The sequence below is a fragment of the Streptomyces albicerus genome, from assembly GCF_008905045.1.
GTDB lineage: Bacteria > Actinomycetota > Actinomycetes > Streptomycetales > Streptomycetaceae > Streptomyces > Streptomyces albicerus.
The window spans coordinates 72,160-87,547 of sequence record NZ_VWMY01000044.1; the positions used below are offsets into that span (position 1 = coordinate 72,160).

Sequence of the window (15,388 nt, forward strand, 5' to 3'; positions counted from 1 at the left end):
AGGCCCTGACCTGCACTTTCCCGGGCGGTCAAACTTCGATGACACGAACTGCCCAGTAGTCAAAGTTCGGTGACATTCGCTCAAGGTCCGGTGACACAGGACATCAGTCACACTGTGACTGAGCGCTCCAGTTGGCCAGTTGAGCGTGAGAATTGGCCACCTGCTGTTCTGGTGTGCAACGTCATGCCTCGGGCTGGTACCGGTGCAGCGCTGTTTCCCGGCAGGTCACGCTTCCGCCGGGTGGCGAGCGCACGAGATGTGGGTCTGTGCGGGCGCGACCCGTAACCAAGTTCGTCCGACCGCCTACGTCGGACTCGACCTGCCTGCATCATGAGTTTGTGCGCGAACTGGTCTATCTATCCGAACGCAAACTTCGACAGTTCATGATCGAGAAACCGCGACGCTGGGTCAGCCGGCCCCCGGTCGAGGGAGAGGTCAAGTTCCCCGGCCTTGGCGGTGTCAAGGTCGGCCCCACCGCGCCCACTGGGGACGACGGGGTGATCCCCGACCTCGCGAGAGTAATTTCCGCGCTGGAGAGCTCCGATCGAGCTGCCGGATGGTTCGCCGACGATGCTGTACAGCCTGGCCAGTGGGTCTACTTCGAGGCTCCGCTGTGCTACACCCCGCTTAGCGACCGCTACGCCCCGCTTAGCGACGGCCACCAGCCCAGAGCCGTAGTCTTCCTCGATCACGGCGAACCGACCGCGAGCTATCCGACCGGAGGCGCGATTCGGCTCCTGATGCACGGATCGGCCGAGCACCTGCTCGGCGGGGCGGTAGTTTCGCCTGCCAGTCAAGATGACGGCCGCACTGACGGCAGCCGCAACCCATCGCGCTACACAGAGCTCAGAACGTTCGCCCGACTCCTGTACCAGCTGAACCTTCGCGACCAGCTGAACCTTCGCGTGCCCTCGTCGGATGCAGAGCCGGACCTGGACCGTATGACAGCGCCATACAGCACGCGATACAGACTGGAAATGCAGGTACCGCCGGTCGTCGAGTTGCTGGACCACCTGCTAGAACCTCGACTGACAGCGGCTTGGATGGCGGGCCACGCGCGTGTTACTGCGGTCCTACCGCTCCCTTCGGGGCAAGGCCCTGATCCTTTGGCGGTGATCGCCACACCGCTCTACGTCGAGTATGTGTCCCCGCCGTCGAATGAATGATGGCCCTCCACCTGGCGGGACGTCGAAATCAAGGACGGGCGTACGGACACATTGGCACAGATTGTCGCGGCCGCGGAGCCTCGCGCTGGGCCGGGACAAACGGCAACCGGTCGTCAACGACTCCGGCTGAGCACCCCACCGGCCACGTACGGTGCTCGATCGGCCAACTGGAGCGCTCAGTCACAACGGCCTCGGTTGAATCGGCGCTCCCGGCGTCTTGAAGTGATCGCAGATATGTTCGATTATTGAGGAGTGCGAGCGAGAAAGGGGGCGAGGGATCGGGCGAACGGCAGCGCCGGTGGCCTGGCCGCTTCCAGTGCATGGCGTTGCAAGGCGGCTACAGCCGTCCCGATACGGCAGTCAGTGCCGACGAGGGCCTATCGCTGACGGAGCTCGCCTCCGTGGCATCTCGCCGCACGGCCCTGGCCACGCCCGTCCTCGACGTTGGGTGGCCCCCGGCACTATGTGTTCGGAGTGCTCCCGGGAAGGGCGTCGAGGTGCTGCGCGCGTGCGCGGTGGGCGGTGTAGGCGGCCCAGTCGCGTTTGGCCAGGTCCGTCCAGGCGGCCGCCCGGCTTGGCGTGATGCCGATCATGCTGGCGAGAATCGGGCCGGGCATGTGCGCGGCGAGCTGCATCAGGGCCGTGTTTCGGGCGGCGCGCGCGGGCAGGCCCAGGGCACGCAGTCGGTTGCCCAGGGTGCTCGTGGTCAGATGGCGTCCGGGGGCGCCGCCGGGGAAGAGCCACTTGCGCGGCTCGGCGCTGAAGCTGGATTGCCCACGTCGTCCGATCAGTTCACGGACGAGATTGGTGAGCGGGGCCGGGAGCATGATCGCGTCTTGGGCGAAGCAGACCTGGACGCATGGGCCGTCGAGGTGTACGTCGTCGACGGTCAGTTGGACGATGCGCGTAAGGGGTTGGCCGAAGAGCAGGACGAACAGGCCGGCCACGCGCAGTTCGCCAGAGATGTGCTGCTGGTGGAGCAGGTCGTTGACCAGTGCCCAGCGCCGGTCGTGGTCCATCATCTGGGACGGTTCGCCCTCCGGCGGCCGGTGGACGCGCACATCTCCGGTCAGACGGCGGGCACGGGCCCAGGACAGGAACTGCTGGGTGTAGTTGCGGCTGTTGGGGGTTTCGATCAGCCACTGTTCCAGGTCCGCCTGGCGAGGTCTTGGCCGCGTGCGTCGAGCCAGGTCAGCAGATCGGCAGCGCAGCGCAGGCAGGCGCGGGCCCGCTGGGCCTGGCTGACGGTGATCGGGGTGTGCGCGGCCCGGGCGCGGATGCGGCGCAGCACCTGCCAGACGGCGTAGGTGCGCACGATCCGGGCCTGGTCGACGGGCCGGTCGGCGAGAAGCCGCTCCAGCCACGGGCTGAGGCGATCGAGATGGACCGGGCGTTCGGGCAGCACTCCGGCGACGATGAGGAAGTCGCGCAGGTGGTCCAGGCGCTGGGTGCGGGGCAGGGCGTCCAGCCCTTGGTGGGTGACGGCCCCTGCGCCATGTCCCGAAGGATCCCGGCGGCGTCGCTGGTCTGCAGCCAGAACAGGGTCGACTTGGGCCGCTCGACGGCCAGCAGGGCCTGGAGGGCTGGCTGAAGCTGGTCAACGACGTGCCCGTTGGGCCCGCTGAGCAGGGCGGTGGCACGTTCGGCGAGGACGCAGACCGCGCAGCGGCTGCCGTAGTGGTGCGCCTCGCTGGCGCACTGCTGGCAGGCGAACAGTGATGGCTCGCTGGCGCAGGCCGCGCACACGCGTTGCCCCGGAGCCCGCTGAGCGTGGAAGGCCAGCACCTTGGTTTTCGAACACAACGGGCACGGACCAGGGGTCCGTCGCAGCTGGAGGAAGCACGGTCGGCACGCCGGACCGCCCATCAGCACGGTGCGGAAGGCGCGCATCTGGCCGCAGAGGTGGCACGGCTCCTTGCGCCGGGGGCGGCAGCTGCTGCACAGCGGTCCCTCCGGGGTCCGGGCGTCGCTCCAGCTGCGCCGTCCGCAACGGATGCACTCCGTCTGGGTGTCCGGTTCGTGTCGGTAGCAGCGCAGGCACAACGGCCCTTCTGGCAGCCGCAGGTTGGCTGGCCGTAACCGCCCGCAGCGGACGCAGGTCACCGTGCGCTGCCGGGTGTAACAGGCCGGGCACAGGCCCCCGGTCTGGGCGATCAGGCGGAGTTCCATGCCGTCGCGCCCGCACTCCTGGCAGCGGCCCCTGGGGCGCTGGTAGCTCAGTTCGACTCACCGTCCGGCGTGGCCGGTTTGACGATGCGGGCACGCACCGGCCGCAGGTCCCCGATGCCGGCGCTGCCGGTCTCCCCGACGGCGGTGTCCTTGCGGTCCTGCTGCGTTGCCGCCACGGGCTCGATGAGGTCGTTGGGGGTGCACGCCAGGATGTCGCAGAGCGCGACGAACACCTCCACGTTCAACCGCTGCGGCGGGCTGGTCACCAGCCGGTACACCTGCTCACGCGACAGGTGGACCCCGCGCTCGGCCAGCAGCGGGACCAGGTCGGAGGTCTGGAACATCCCGCGGGTGGCCATCAGCTGCCGCAGGTGCCAGTTGAACGTCATCTTCCGCGTCATCGCGGTCCGCCTCCTTGGGGTGCGTAGACCCGGTCGAGCGCCCGGGCCAGCACCTGGTTCTTGAAGTCGTTGCTGACCGATGTGTAGATCGCCGTGGCCGACGCGGTCCGGTGGCCTACCTGCTCGCGTACGAACTGTTCCGGATAGCCGAATTCGATCAAGTGGGTGATGTAGCTGTGGCGCAGGCAATGGGGCACCAGGGCCTTGTCGAGCCCGAGCTCGTCGCGCAGCTCCGCGAACCGCGTGTCCACGTAGTTCACGGACACGCGGCTGGACCGCTCGGTCAGCCACAACATCGGATGCGCCGCACCGCGCAACCGCGGTCGGGCCTGCTCCACCCACTGCTGCAGGCCATCCATCGCCCAGTCGAATTCCGGCACCGACAGCACGGTGCGCCGCCGCGGCGGACTGCCCCGGACCGCCTTGCCGTAGCGCACGTGCAGCGACCCGTACCGGCCCCACGCCGGCACGTGCGGGTTCGGCCGCAGATCCGGCAGATCCAGCCGGACGAGCTCGCGACGGCGCAGACCGTAGGCATACTTGGTCTTGAACATCATCGCGTCGCGCAGCGCGGCCATCGCGCCCTTGCGGCCCGAATCCACGATCCGCTGCACACGCCCGTCGGCATGGTCGAAGAACGCCTGCAGCTCCTCGTGGGACATCGGTCGGCGCTCGGGCTTGCCCTCGTATTCGTTGAGGTGGGCCGCGGTATTCCACTCGTGACAGATCTGTACCGGCGCATCCCCGAAGCGCTCCAGACACAGTGGTTGCCAGCCATACCGACGGTCGATCAGGTAATCGCAGAACAGGCCCACCGTGTTCTGGTAGCCGCGGATCGTCGAGTGGGCCCGCCGCTTCGCGCAGAGCGACGCGGTGAAGTCCTCTACATCACCCGGCCCCCACGCCCACGGGTACTCGCCGGTGAAGTCCCGGAATCGCCGCATCAGCGACAACCGCGGGTTGATCGTCGTGGGCTGCAGCACTCGGCTGGTCTGCTGAAGTGCCCAGCCCTCCAACATGGCGTCGAACACGGCGGCCGACTCGTCGAGGTAGGCGACGCCTTCGACGAGCATCAGATGTGCCGCGCCTGGCAGCTCGAGCCGTCTCACACCGCCTCCCAGCGTTGCATTAGATGCAATATTGTTGCGCCTCCTCCGGCGGTCGGACAACTGTTGAACTCGGTCGCCTGATCGGGGTGCCAGTCGGACGCGAGGACGGTGGCGTAGCGGCCGCGGTGGTCGGGGTGGACGAGAGCCAGAATGTCTGGGAGCGCGGTGAGGGGGTCGGGTTGGTCGACCTGGAAATGGATCGCGGCGGCGAGCTCCTAGGGCATGCTGGCGCCACCACGAGACTGCACCACGACACTGCCCGCCCGGACGAACACGATGACCCGGAAGCCGTCCGGCTTCCGGGTCATGACGGGGCCGCCAGGGAGTGCCCCATCGGGAGGCGGCCGGTCGTGCGCGGCGGCGAGCATCGGTGAGATCGGCGGTATCAGTGGCACGCTCCACGAGCACGCCGCCCCCGCTGACTTCGCTCGTTGGCTGTCCTGTTGACACGGAACCTTGACTGGGTGCCGCTGACGTTTGAGCGGCCTGGGTTATTGCCTCCAGCCAAGGCGGCCGCCACTTTATGTGAGGATGCGGCAATGGCGTGGCTGAGGAAACGCGGGCGGCGGACAGTCGGGCTCCTGGCCGCGGCGAGTGCGGCGGTGGCGCTGACCGCCTGTGGCTCGGGCGGCTCCGACGACGGGGACTCCGGAGACCGCGAGGCGAAGTACAAGCGCGTCATCGAAGACCCTCACCCGCGCCCCGCCGACGTCATCGAGGCGGCCGGCGCACCCACTGGCGTGGTCCGCGCGGACGACGGCTCGCTGCTCCTGACGTACGAAGCCGGCAACGTCGAGGACGACGAGGGGCCGGCCGCCACCGCCTGGCGCATTGTCGGCCCTGGCGGCCGTACGGTCGCCGAGCACGCGGAACACGCGGACGCGGAGGCGGCGCCGGCCGCGTTCAAGGGGGTGCGCGGGGGCTTCGTGCGGGTGCCGCCGGGGGAGGGGGCCGAGGGAGCGTACGCCCTCGATGTACGTGGCAAGCGGCACAAGGTCATCATCACCGAGACCCCGTTGCGCACCCGCCCCGGCGACATCCTGCTCGCCGAACTGGAGCCGACCCTCATCTACCGACCCGCCGCGCGCACCGTGGGGCCCCCGGCCGGAGTGCCGGACGACGCCATCCGCCTCGCCGTCGACGAGCGGGGCACGGCCTGGAGCCTGGACCAGCCCCTGACCGAAGACCCCAACCGCGTCGTATGGCAGCGCGACGGTCGCACCCTTGGCTCCACGGCCGTCCCGAAGCCGTACGCGGGGGGCATCCTCGCCGCGCGGGGTGGCACTGTGGCACTGTCTCTCACCCGGGGCGAGGGCGTGCGCGGCCTGTTGGTGACGACGGACGGCGGCGGGCACTGGCAGACGATCCTCGGCGGCATTCCCTGGAGGGACCTGAAGCGTGGCCCGGAGTCGCTGGTCCTGGAGGTGCTTGCGGACGGGCGGCTGCTCGTCGGCGAGGAAGGCGGCCGCTACTGGCTCGCCGCCGACCGCACCCACAGCGCCTTCCACGAGCTGAAGACGCCGGTGAAATTCACGTCGTTCACCGTCGACGGCACGACGCTCTACGGCATCGCGGACGCGACGACGGCGACGTACGACCTGGTGAAGGGCGAAGGGCTATGGATCTCTCACGACGGCGGACGCGAGTGGCGGCACTACGAGCAGCCCGGCTAGCGGCCGTGCGCTCCGCGCCCGATCTGCTGTGGGAGCGCACCACCGGCACGGCCGACACGGCCGTGCCGGTGGAGTTCGTCTGCCATCGGCCGGCCGGACACGGTGGTGCTCAACAACGCCTCCGTACGAGGAGTGCCTCCACCGCGATCAGCAGCGAACTTGACCCAAGCTGCTTAGAGGCACAGGCCATGGGCGCGGATGTTCTGTACGGGGGCCTGTGCAGCGCGGCCGGCCCCCGTACGACGACTCGGTTCTTCAATGGGCTACGCGTAGAACGGCCCCGGGTGGGACCACGTCGTCGTACCGAAGATCTCGGGGTCGTCGATCGAGATCCGCAGGTTGCTGACCTTGAGCCCGTACTGGGTCGGGGTCATGCCTGCCGGGCAGTCGACGTCCACGATGGGAGTGAAGTTGACGAACCAGTTGGGCCCGTATTCGGCGTCGGGGTTGTCCCGCAACCGCTGGACGAGGTTGTAGGCGCCACCCTCGACGTAGACCGGGGACAGCCGGCGCTGATCCTGGTGGACGACGAAGGCGGTGGAGTGGTCGAAGCTGCCGTCAGGACGCAGGCAGCCGAAGGTACGGTCCGTGTCGGCGTACGCGTCGAAGTAGCCGGTGCCGGACAGTCCCGCCTGATAGCCGGGCTGCTCGCGGACGTTGTGCAGCACCGTCCCCAGCTTGAAGCCACCGCAGCCGGAGGTCGGGTCGAACTGCCGGAAATAGAGCTGACAGGTGTTCGGTTCGTTGTACGCGGCGTCCGGGTCCGGGGTGTACGGCTGGGGCACGACGGCCCCGTAGAACTTCACGGTCATGGAGACGCCGCCCGGCGTGGGCGCCGGGATGTCGACGACGGTACTGGCGTGGGCGGCGTTCGGTCCGGTCAGGACGAGTCCTGTGGCCGCCAGCAGCGCGACACCCAGCCTCGCCAGAATCTTGCGCATGCCTGTCTTTCGCATGTGGTGCTTCCCCCCTTGATGCACATCGGTCAAAGCACGCTAACCGCGCCCCAACGCCCGCACCAGACAAACGACTTGAATTCACACAAGCGGAGGAATGGCATGCGGCGCGCCCCTCCTTCGTCCCGTTCCGCAGTCAGTCCAGGTACGACCACAGCAGCCACAGGTTGGCCAGGGAGAACCGTGGCGACACATGGTCCAGTCAGGATGGAATCCCCGACGGTCGTGGCGCGGAGCTCACAACTGCTCGGCCCGTGCGTGGAGTTCGTCCGACGTCGTGCCCAGGACCTCGCCCTGCATGACCGAGCTGCCCTCCACCGCGTCGCCGGAGCTGTTCACCGACACCAGCTTGCCCAGCCCCGACTTCTCCTCGAAATCGGCCAGCCATGGCCCACCGCTCGACCCGCCCTCCATCGGGCAGCGCACGCTCTGCCTACCCTCGGGCGCAGTCGACGTGGTGCCCGCGCAGTACATGAGCCGCTCGCCGCGCTCCTCCTGGCTGTCGGGATAACCGAACACGGTCACCTCGCCGCCGGGCTTACGGCCCACGGCCACGGCCTGGCCTCCGACCGCGTCGGTCAGTGACGTACCGTCCCGCGAGTCCACGACGACGGCGGCGATGTCGTTCTTGCCGTCGTGCTCCCAACTGCGCGGCATCACGACCGCCCGCACCACGAACGCCCCGTATGGGCGCTTGCCTTCGCTGTAGCCCGGCACGAAGACCATGTTGCTGTAGTGGTTCTCCGGGAGTGAGGCGGGCAACTGCACGCAGTGCCCGGCGGTCATCACCGCGGAACGGTTGCGGCTCTGGACCGCGGTGGCGGTGCAGTAGGAGTCCTGGCCCTTCTCGTTGGTGAAGAAGAGCCGTCCCACCGTCTTCATGGCCGGGCCGCGCCAGGGTTTGACGGATGCGGAGTCGTGCCCGAGGTCGATACCGGCGACGACCTTGCGCATCCGGTCCGCCGTCCAGTACGTGAGAGTCTCACGGCGCTCGGCCGCGGTGAACTTCACCGTACTGATCGCCGCCTCACCGCTCGGCGTGCTGCCTAAAGGGTTCCCGGCAACGACCGCGACGACGGAAGCGATGGCCAGCGCGGGTGCAACGATCCGATGCATGCCTTCCACCTCCTTGCCCATGCGCAGCTCATGGGCAGCTTGTGGGTTCGGGACACACCCCGCAGATGAGGTTATGCGAGGGCCGGACTATCCGCCTGTCGAGAGCCCGGGCCTTGTCATGCTCACAGTCCCGACCGACGCTGAGCAGAGCGCCGAAGCGGCTGAGTGAATGACTCACTGGCCAACCAGGACACTCAGGTGTCCCCGTCTCGACGGAGGGCCCGCGGGGTCGGCTTCCCCGGTTCGCGCGGCGGTCGCCGCCTCCAGCAGGGGCCGGCCGTCGACCTCCACCGCCCCCCGCTCTCCCGGCTGCCACCCGCGGGCCGCCGCCGCGTCGAGCAGGGCCCGGACGGCGCCCGGTTCGTGCAGGTTCAGGGAGCCGCCCCGGACGTACCCCACGTCCCCGGAGCCCAGGGGGAACCCGCCAGGGACGTACCGGCCCGGGCCCTCGGCGAAGACGATGCGCAGCGGGCCGCCGGTGCCGGCCGGCTGCGGGTACAGCGTGTTCGGACCTTGAGGGTGCGCCAAGAGAGTGAGAGCGTCTCTGACCTGCGGTGTTTCGGCCGAAGCGGTACGACTGGCGCGTGACGGGCACTACTACGTGAAGAGGTTCTCGAAGAAGATGTCGCAGTGGATGTCGAGAACCGGACTACCGGCTCCGTCTCAGGGCGGATGCGGCGGCCACCGTGGCCGTGCCACACCAGGGAGTCTCAACATGACGATCCAGCGGATGGACAACGTACTCATCGTTGTCGACGACCTCGACGCTGCTATTTCGTTCTTCGTCGAACTTGGCATGGAGCTGGAGCGCAAGGGGCCAATCGAGGGACGTTGGGTGGAGCGTGTCATCGGGCTCGACGACGTCCGACAGGACATCGCAATGCTGCGGACCCCGGACGGCCACGGCCGAATCGAGCTGGCGATGTTCCACACGCCGAAGGCGATCCGCGCCGAGCCGAAGGACGCGCCGACGAACACACTGGGCATTCGTCGCATCATGTTCGCCGTCGACGACATCGAGGACGTCGTTGCCCGCCTGAGCACCCACGGCGCCGAACTCGTCGGCGAGCTGGCGCAGTACGAGGACAGCTATCGGCTGTGCTACGTCCGCGGCCCCGAGGGCATCATCGTCGGACTGGCCGAGCAGCTCAGCTGAAGGCTGCCGAAGGGAACGTGCACGGGTGCATCGGGTGTCTCGGTGCGGTGGGGATGCGGTGACCCCCCCACTCTCGGCTTCGCTCGAGCGGGGACCCCCATCCGACACTGAGGACACCCTGGTCGAAGAGCTTGTGGTGCAGCGAACACAGGCACAGCCCGGCAGCTCAGCGAACAATAACTGGTTGCCTGTTGGCGATGGAGTGGATGCAATGTCCGGCATGATCACCCCGGTGCGCCCGCCACGGCGAGATGCGATGAACGCGTACTACCGGGCACCGGGCCTTGCCACCCTGCGATCCGGGCGAACGGCAATCTGAATCGCCACTCGGGAGACGTCAACGCATGAATACGGCACCAACACCACTTGGAGCGGAGCGGACTGACGGATCATCCGTCCGGATCGGTGCTCTCGTTCCGCTGACTCGGCCTGGCTGGGTCGAGGCGGGCCAACACCTGCTCGCTGGACTCGAATTGGCCGTTCGTGACGTCAATGACGCGGGCGGGATCGTCGGAAGACCACTCGAGCTGGTGGTCCGGGACACCGCGGCTGATCCACAGAGGGCAGTGGCGGCCGTAGATGAATTGGCCAGCCTGGGTGTGGCTGCTTTGGCGGGGGAGTATCACAGCGTCGTCGCTCGCGCCGCTGCCGGCCGGGCGGACGCCCTCGGCCTGCCGTTCCTCTGCTCGTCAGCGGTTCTCGACGCGCTCACCGATCAGCCGACGGAATGGGTCGCGCGTCTCTCCCCGCCGCAGTCCCGCGGCTGGCAGGTCTACGCGGACTTCCTCCTCGGCGCGGGCCACAGCCGAATCGCCGTAGCAGCCCAGCCGAGTGTCTACTGGGCATCCGGGACGCGCATTCTGCGGGACTACCTCGCTCCACGCGGCGGCACCGTCATCGAACTCGACATGCGCGCGCTCGCCCCCACTGCCGTGTGCGACGAACTCGTCGACCATCGCGCGACGGCCCTCCTTCTGCTCGTCGGCCACCCGGAGCCGGCCGTGTCCATCGTCAAGTCCGTCCGCCGCGACCAGCGCCTCGCCGAGATCATGATCGGTGCTCCGGCCGGACAACCGGAGTTCGCCGAATGGACAACGTCGCTGGGCGACGACGGCGCCGCGATCCCGTTCTTGCGCTACCTGCCAGAGCGCCTCAGCCCACTCGGTGCACGAGTCGACACGGCCCTCCGTGAGCGGCTGGCCGAAGCGCCCTCCTTCGTCGCCTTCGAGGGCTACGACACGGTCGCCGTCCTCGCCGATGTGCTGCGTTCTCACGGCGCGGACCGGGCGCGCACTGCCCAATCCTGGCCGCGCGTTGCAGTCGAAGGCACCCGTGGCCAGATCCAGTTCTCCCGCACGCCAGGCATCAGCGTGTGGCAGTGGGCTTCGACGCCGATCCAGGTCGTTGATCGAGATCCGGCGGAACCCGATCGCTTTCGGATCCTCCACGCCGGCTGAGAGCGCACGGAGGACCCACTGCCCAGATCTGTCCGCACATACGTGATCGCCTCCGACCCTCTCCCAGAACTCGCTCAACTGGTCATTCGTGACAGTCACTTTCGTACGACGACCGCGACTTTCAGCTACTACAGTTCGCCGGCTCTCCACCGTGCCTCCTCTGATTCCAGATTCGCGCGGTTCGGCGTGCGGTCGCGTACGACGTTCAGCCAGTCATGAACGAGCCTGTCGAACGCTTCACGACACACTGCGCTCAGTTGGCCGTCTGCGGCGAACAGCGCCAGCAGTTCTCCCGCCGCGGGGTCATCGGTGTCGCAGGATCGGCAGAGCACCGTCTCCTTGAGGCCGTCGATCCGTTCTCCGGCCCGGTTGCGCCAGGTGTGTGGGTAGCGAGCCACCAGCACCACCGGCGTCTCGCAGCGTGGGCAAGGAGGGGGCGCCACGGAGATCCGGAGTTCGACGGCGGCAGTCTCACCGGTCCTCGGCATCACGCCAGGCCCGCCCACGCGTCAGCTCCGAATGTGCCCTTTACGTCAGAGGCGACGGTGATGGCGTCCACCTTGGCCTGCAGGACGTAGACGGTCGTCTTGCGTGCGCTGCGGACACTGAGGTGGACCGGGCTGTCGCCTGGGTGGTCCGCAAGGATGCGCTTGAGTTCTCTGACGGACTGTTCGGTGAGCCGGTGGGCGGGGAGGGCGAGCCGCACGGGGAGTTTCCCGCCGTGCTCGGCGGAGGACACGTCCAGTACCGCGAGTTCTCTGCCGAAGACGTTCACGGTTCCGTCCCGGTCCTCGATCTTGCCCTTGACGGAGATGACGTTGTCCTCGGCCAGTGCGTGCCGTACGAGCTGGTAGGCGGCGGGAAAGAACAGGACTTCGATACCGGCATCACGGTCCGCGAGGCTCACGATGGCCCAGGCGTTGCCCTGTTTGTTCATCTTGAGCTGGATGCCGGTGATCAGTCCGGAGAGCTGGACGTCCCCGGTGGTGCGGCCTGAGGCGAGGAGTTCGGCGATGGAACAGTCACGTGCCCTGGAAAGGATGTGCTCGGCGCCGTCCAGCGGGTGGGCGGAGACGTAGAGGCCGAGCATGTCGCGTTCGGTCGCCAGGAGTTGTCTGCGGGGCCATTCTGTGTCGTCGACGGAGCCGATGGGGAAGGCGAGGCCGAAGGCCGGTTCGCCGCTTCCTTCGCCGCGCAGATCTGCGAAGAGATCGTCTTGTCCGAAGCTCGCCGCTTTCTTCACGGGGATGGTCGCGTCGATGGCGTCCTCGTGGATGGCGGTGAGGCCCTTGCGTGAATGCTTCAGGGAGTCGAAGGTGCCGGCCTTGATCAGGGACTCCACGGCCCTCTTGTTCAGTGCGGGCAGGTCGGCCTTGTCGAGGAAGTCGGAGAAGGAGGTGAACTTCCCCTTCCGGCGGCGCGCGTCGACGATGGCCTCGATGACGTTGTCGCCGACGTTGCGTACGGACCGCAGCCCGAACCGTACGTCGTCACCGACGGCGGTGAACTCGGCGACGGACTCGTTCACGTCGGGCTGGAGGACACGGACGCCGTTCTTGCGGGCGTCGGCGAGGTAGATCGCGGCCTTGTCCTTGTCGTCGCCGACCGAGGTAAGCAGGGCGGCCATGTATTCGGCCGGGTAGTTGGCCTTGAGGTAGGCGGTCCAGTAGGAGACGAGGCCGTAGCCGGCGGTGTGGGACTTGTTGAACGCGTAGCCGGAGAACGGGAGCATGACGTCCCACAGGGCCTTGATGGCTTCCTCGCTGTATCCGTTGCCGCGCATGCCGTCGTGGAACTTGTCCCACTCCGCGGCCAGTACCTCTGGCTTCTTCTTGCCCATCGCACGGCGCAGCAGGTCGGCGCCGCCGAGGGTGTACCCGGCCAGTTCCCGGGCGATGCCCATGATCTGCTCCTGGTAGACGAGCAGATGGAAGGTGTTGCCGAGGATCGGCTCCAAAGCGTCGCGCAGCTCGGGGTGGATCGGGGTGATCTCCTGGCGGCCGGTCTTGCGATACGCGTAGTTGGTGTGCGCGTTGGCCGCCATCGGGCCGGGCCGGTAGAGGGCGTTGACCGCGGCGATGTCTTCGAACCGGGTGGGTTCCATCTGCTTCAGCAGTACGCGCATGCCGGCGCCGTCGAGCTGGAAGACACCGAACGTGTTGCCCTCGGCCAGCAGCCGGTACGTCTTGGCGTCGTCCAGAGGGATCACGACGGTGGCCGGGTCGCCGTCCAGGGGATCCACGGTGGCCAGGCTGATGCCCCGGTTCTCGCGGATGTTCTCGATCGCCTGGTCGATGACCCCCAGGTTCCGCAGCCCGAGAAAGTCCATCTTGATCAGGCCCATGGCTTCGCAGGACGGGTAGTCGAAGCCGGTGATCTTCACGCCGTCCGAGGCACGCATGTGCAGCGGAATGCGGTCGGTGAGCCTCGTCTTGGACAGGATCACCGCCGCGGCGTGCACGCCGGTGCCGCGAGTGAGGCCCTCCACCCCCCGGGCGGTGTCGAGGACCCGCCTCACATCCTGTTCGCTGTCATACATCTGCCGGATCTCGCCGGCCTCGCCATACCGCTCGTGGGAGGGGTCGAAGACGGCAGCCAGCGGGGCGGGCTTGCCGTTCTGGTCCGGCGGGAGCGCCTTGGTGATCCGCTCGCCGTGGGCGTAGGGGTAACCGAGGATGCGTGAGGAGTCCTTGATCGCGTTCTTGGCCTTGATCTTGCCGAACGTGTTCACCATGGCGGTGTACTCCCCGCCGTACTTCTCGGTGACGTAGCGGACCATCCGGTCGCGCTGACGGTCGTCGAAGTCGAGGTCCACGTCCGGCGGGTTGATGCGTTCGGGGTTCAGGAACCGCTCGAAGAGAAGGCCGTGCTCCAGGGGGCACAGCTCGGTGATGCGGGTGGCGTAGGCGACGATCGAGCCGGTGCACGAACCCCGGCCCGGACCGAGGGAGATCTTGTTGTCCCGGGCGTGGCGGCAGATGTCCGCAACGACCAGGAAGTAGGAGCTGAATCCCATGGGGCCGATGACCGTCATCTCGGTCTCGAAGCGGTCCAGGACGTGCTGGGGGATCGGGTCCCCGTAGCGCATCGCCAGGCCCTTGAGGGTTTCCTTGCGCAGCCACGACTCCTGGGTCTCGCCCTCGGGCACGTCAGGGAACTGCGGCATCTCGTCGACGTAGTCGAAGACCTCGTCGTAGGACTCGATGCGCTCGGCGATCAGCAGAGTGTTGTCGCAGGCCTCCGGAAGCTCCGAGAACAGGCTGCGCATCTCGACGGCGCTCTTGAGGTAGTAGCCGGAACCGTTGAAACGGAAGCGGTTCGGGTCGTCCTTGTTCTTGCCGACACCGATGCACAGCAGGCTGTCGTGGGCGTCGGCCTGGTCCTCGGTGACGTAGTGCGCGTCATTGGTGGCCAGGAGGGGAATGCTCAGTTCCCTGGCCAGACGCAGCAGGCCCTCACGGACCTCACGCTCGATGTCCAAGCCGTGATCCATCAGCTCCAGGAAATAGTTCTCACGTCCGAAGATCTCCTGGTAGGCCGCGGCAGCGGCCTTCGCCTCGTCGTACTGGTTCAGCCGCAGGCGGGTCTGGATCTCGCCGGACGGGCAGCCGGTGGTGGCGATGATGCCGTCCGGTCGTTCAGCGATCAGTTCCCGGTCCATGCGCGGTTTGCCGGCGGGGAACTGGCCCTCGTAGCTGGCCTGTGTGCTGAGCCAGAACAGGTTCCGCAGGCCTTGGCTGTTCCGCGCCCACATGGTCATGTGGGTGAAGCGGCCGCCACCGGAGACATCCTTGGACCCCTCACCGTCCTGGCTCACAGCACGGCGGCCTCCCGGCCCCCAGAACTCCTGCTTCCGGACGAACCGAGAGGAAGGCGCCACATACGCCTCGATGCCGATGATCGGCCTGATCCCCTCGAAGTCCTTCGCGACCTGCGCGAACTCGTAGGCACCGAACATGTTGCCGTGGTCGCTCATGGCGATCGCGGGCATCTCCTGCCGGGCCACCTCGCCGAACATCGGCTTCAGCTTCTGCGCGCCGTCCAGCATTGAGTATTCGGTGTGATTGTGCAGGTGAACAAACGAATCCGGCACGTGGGTCGCCTCCAGGGTGAGTAGGAAGCCCCATCCCGGCCAGAGACGCGATAGGGGCCTTGTCGGTGGCCGACCGCAACGGCATCGCCAGA

At 67.6% G+C, this 15,388-nt stretch carries 13 protein-coding genes and 1 pseudogene; 4 read left to right on the top strand and 10 right to left on the bottom strand.

Annotated elements, in window-relative coordinates:
* The first annotated feature begins 338 nt into the window (after positions 1 to 338).
* Positions 339 to 1,166: an SAVMC3_10250 family protein gene (locus GAS53_RS34740; protein WP_151481739.1), complete on the top strand. Its 828-nt coding sequence runs from the start codon at positions 339 to 341 to the stop codon at positions 1,164 to 1,166.
* Between the two features lie 461 nt (positions 1,167 to 1,627).
* Here GAS53_RS34740 and GAS53_RS34745 read toward each other — a convergent pair whose 3' ends face one another.
* The 4 genes from GAS53_RS34745 to GAS53_RS34760 all read right to left on the bottom strand — a co-directional run bounded on the left by GAS53_RS34745 (position 1,628) and on the right by GAS53_RS34760 (position 4,809).
* The gene (locus GAS53_RS34745; RefSeq protein ID WP_151481740.1) at positions 1,628 to 2,188 is read right to left on the bottom strand and encodes a site-specific integrase; all 561 of its coding nucleotides are present in this window, start codon (positions 2,186 to 2,188) and stop codon (positions 1,628 to 1,630) included.
* A gap of 113 nt (positions 2,189 to 2,301) precedes the next feature.
* Complete coding sequence (locus tag GAS53_RS34750) at positions 2,302 to 2,571, bottom strand: hypothetical protein (RefSeq protein ID WP_151481741.1); 270 nt, start codon at positions 2,569 to 2,571, stop codon at positions 2,302 to 2,304.
* A gap of 811 nt (positions 2,572 to 3,382) precedes the next feature.
* Positions 3,383 to 3,736 (bottom strand): helix-turn-helix domain-containing protein, encoded by a 354-nt coding sequence (locus GAS53_RS34755; protein WP_151481742.1) that lies wholly within the window; start codon positions 3,734 to 3,736, stop codon positions 3,383 to 3,385.
* Complete coding sequence (locus GAS53_RS34760) at positions 3,733 to 4,809, bottom strand: tyrosine-type recombinase/integrase (RefSeq protein WP_151481743.1); 1,077 nt, start codon at positions 4,807 to 4,809, stop codon at positions 3,733 to 3,735. The genes GAS53_RS34755 and GAS53_RS34760 overlap by 4 nt, the downstream gene beginning before the upstream one ends.
* 575 nt (positions 4,810 to 5,384) lie before the next feature.
* Here GAS53_RS34760 and GAS53_RS34770 point away from each other — a divergent pair.
* The gene (locus tag GAS53_RS34770) at positions 5,385 to 6,518 is read left to right on the top strand and encodes a beta propeller repeat protein (RefSeq protein ID WP_151481744.1); all 1,134 of its coding nucleotides are present in this window, start codon (positions 5,385 to 5,387) and stop codon (positions 6,516 to 6,518) included.
* 263 nt (positions 6,519 to 6,781) lie between these two features.
* On the opposite strand, the gene GAS53_RS34775 is transcribed toward GAS53_RS34770, so the two are convergent.
* From GAS53_RS34775 to GAS53_RS34785, 3 genes are all read right to left on the bottom strand, one after another.
* Complete coding sequence (locus GAS53_RS34775) at positions 6,782 to 7,474, bottom strand: hypothetical protein (protein WP_151481745.1); 693 nt, start codon at positions 7,472 to 7,474, stop codon at positions 6,782 to 6,784.
* A gap of 237 nt (positions 7,475 to 7,711) precedes the next feature.
* Positions 7,712 to 8,590: a trypsin-like serine peptidase gene (locus GAS53_RS34780; protein WP_192583408.1), complete on the bottom strand. Its 879-nt coding sequence runs from the start codon at positions 8,588 to 8,590 to the stop codon at positions 7,712 to 7,714.
* A gap of 174 nt (positions 8,591 to 8,764) precedes the next feature.
* Complete coding sequence (locus tag GAS53_RS34785; RefSeq protein ID WP_225859271.1) at positions 8,765 to 9,118, bottom strand: hypothetical protein; 354 nt, start codon at positions 9,116 to 9,118, stop codon at positions 8,765 to 8,767.
* Positions 9,119 to 9,305: 187 nt separating this feature from the next.
* Between GAS53_RS34785 and GAS53_RS34790 the strand changes: the two genes are divergently transcribed.
* Positions 9,306 to 9,746, top strand: a complete 441-nt coding sequence (locus GAS53_RS34790; RefSeq protein WP_151481747.1) for a VOC family protein — start codon at positions 9,306 to 9,308, stop codon at positions 9,744 to 9,746.
* A gap of 34 nt (positions 9,747 to 9,780) precedes the next feature.
* Here GAS53_RS34790 and GAS53_RS58510 read toward each other — a convergent pair.
* Positions 9,781 to 9,906 (bottom strand): annotated as a pseudogene (locus GAS53_RS58510) (HNH endonuclease); the annotation flags it as partial.
* Positions 9,907 to 10,090: 184 nt separating this feature from the next.
* Between GAS53_RS58510 and GAS53_RS34800 the strand changes: the two are divergent.
* Positions 10,091 to 11,203 (top strand): ABC transporter substrate-binding protein, encoded by a 1,113-nt coding sequence (locus GAS53_RS34800; protein ID WP_151481771.1) that lies wholly within the window; start codon positions 10,091 to 10,093, stop codon positions 11,201 to 11,203.
* Between the two features lie 128 nt (positions 11,204 to 11,331).
* Here the strand turns inward: GAS53_RS34800 and GAS53_RS34805 are convergent, their stop codons facing one another.
* Positions 11,332 to 11,691 carry a DUF6300 family protein gene (locus GAS53_RS34805; RefSeq protein ID WP_225859272.1) on the bottom strand — a complete coding sequence of 120 codons (360 nt, stop codon included), beginning with the start codon at positions 11,689 to 11,691 and terminating at the stop codon, positions 11,332 to 11,334.
* On the bottom strand, positions 11,691 to 15,296 hold the full coding sequence (gene dnaE, locus GAS53_RS34810; RefSeq protein WP_151481749.1) for a DNA polymerase III subunit alpha: 3,606 nt from the start codon (positions 15,294 to 15,296) through the stop codon (positions 11,691 to 11,693). The genes GAS53_RS34805 and dnaE overlap by 1 nt, the downstream gene beginning before the upstream one ends.
* Positions 15,297 to 15,388: the final 92 nt, after the last annotated feature.

Bases quoted from the DNA above. Each gene is read 5' to 3' on its own strand.
- GAS53_RS34745 (WP_151481740.1), bottom strand. From the start codon at position 2,188: ATGATGGACCACGACCGGCGCTGGGCACTGGTCAACGACCTGCTCCAC.
- GAS53_RS34755 (WP_151481742.1), bottom strand. From the start codon at position 3,736: ATGACGCGGAAGATGACGTTCAACTGGCACCTGCGGCAGCTGATGGCC.
- GAS53_RS34760 (WP_151481743.1), bottom strand. From the start codon at position 4,809: ATGCTCGTCGAAGGCGTCGCCTACCTCGACGAGTCGGCCGCCGTGTTC.
- GAS53_RS34770 (WP_151481744.1), top strand. From the start codon at position 5,385: ATGGCGTGGCTGAGGAAACGCGGGCGGCGGACAGTCGGGCTCCTGGCC.
- GAS53_RS34775 (WP_151481745.1), bottom strand. From the start codon at position 7,474: ATGCGAAAGACAGGCATGCGCAAGATTCTGGCGAGGCTGGGTGTCGCG.
- GAS53_RS34780 (WP_192583408.1), bottom strand. From the start codon at position 8,590: ATGCATCGGATCGTTGCACCCGCGCTGGCCATCGCTTCCGTCGTCGCG.
- GAS53_RS34790 (WP_151481747.1), top strand. From the start codon at position 9,306: ATGACGATCCAGCGGATGGACAACGTACTCATCGTTGTCGACGACCTC.
- GAS53_RS34800 (WP_151481771.1), top strand. From the start codon at position 10,091: ATGAATACGGCACCAACACCACTTGGAGCGGAGCGGACTGACGGATCA.
- GAS53_RS34805 (WP_225859272.1), bottom strand. From the start codon at position 11,691: ATGCCGAGGACCGGTGAGACTGCCGCCGTCGAACTCCGGATCTCCGTG.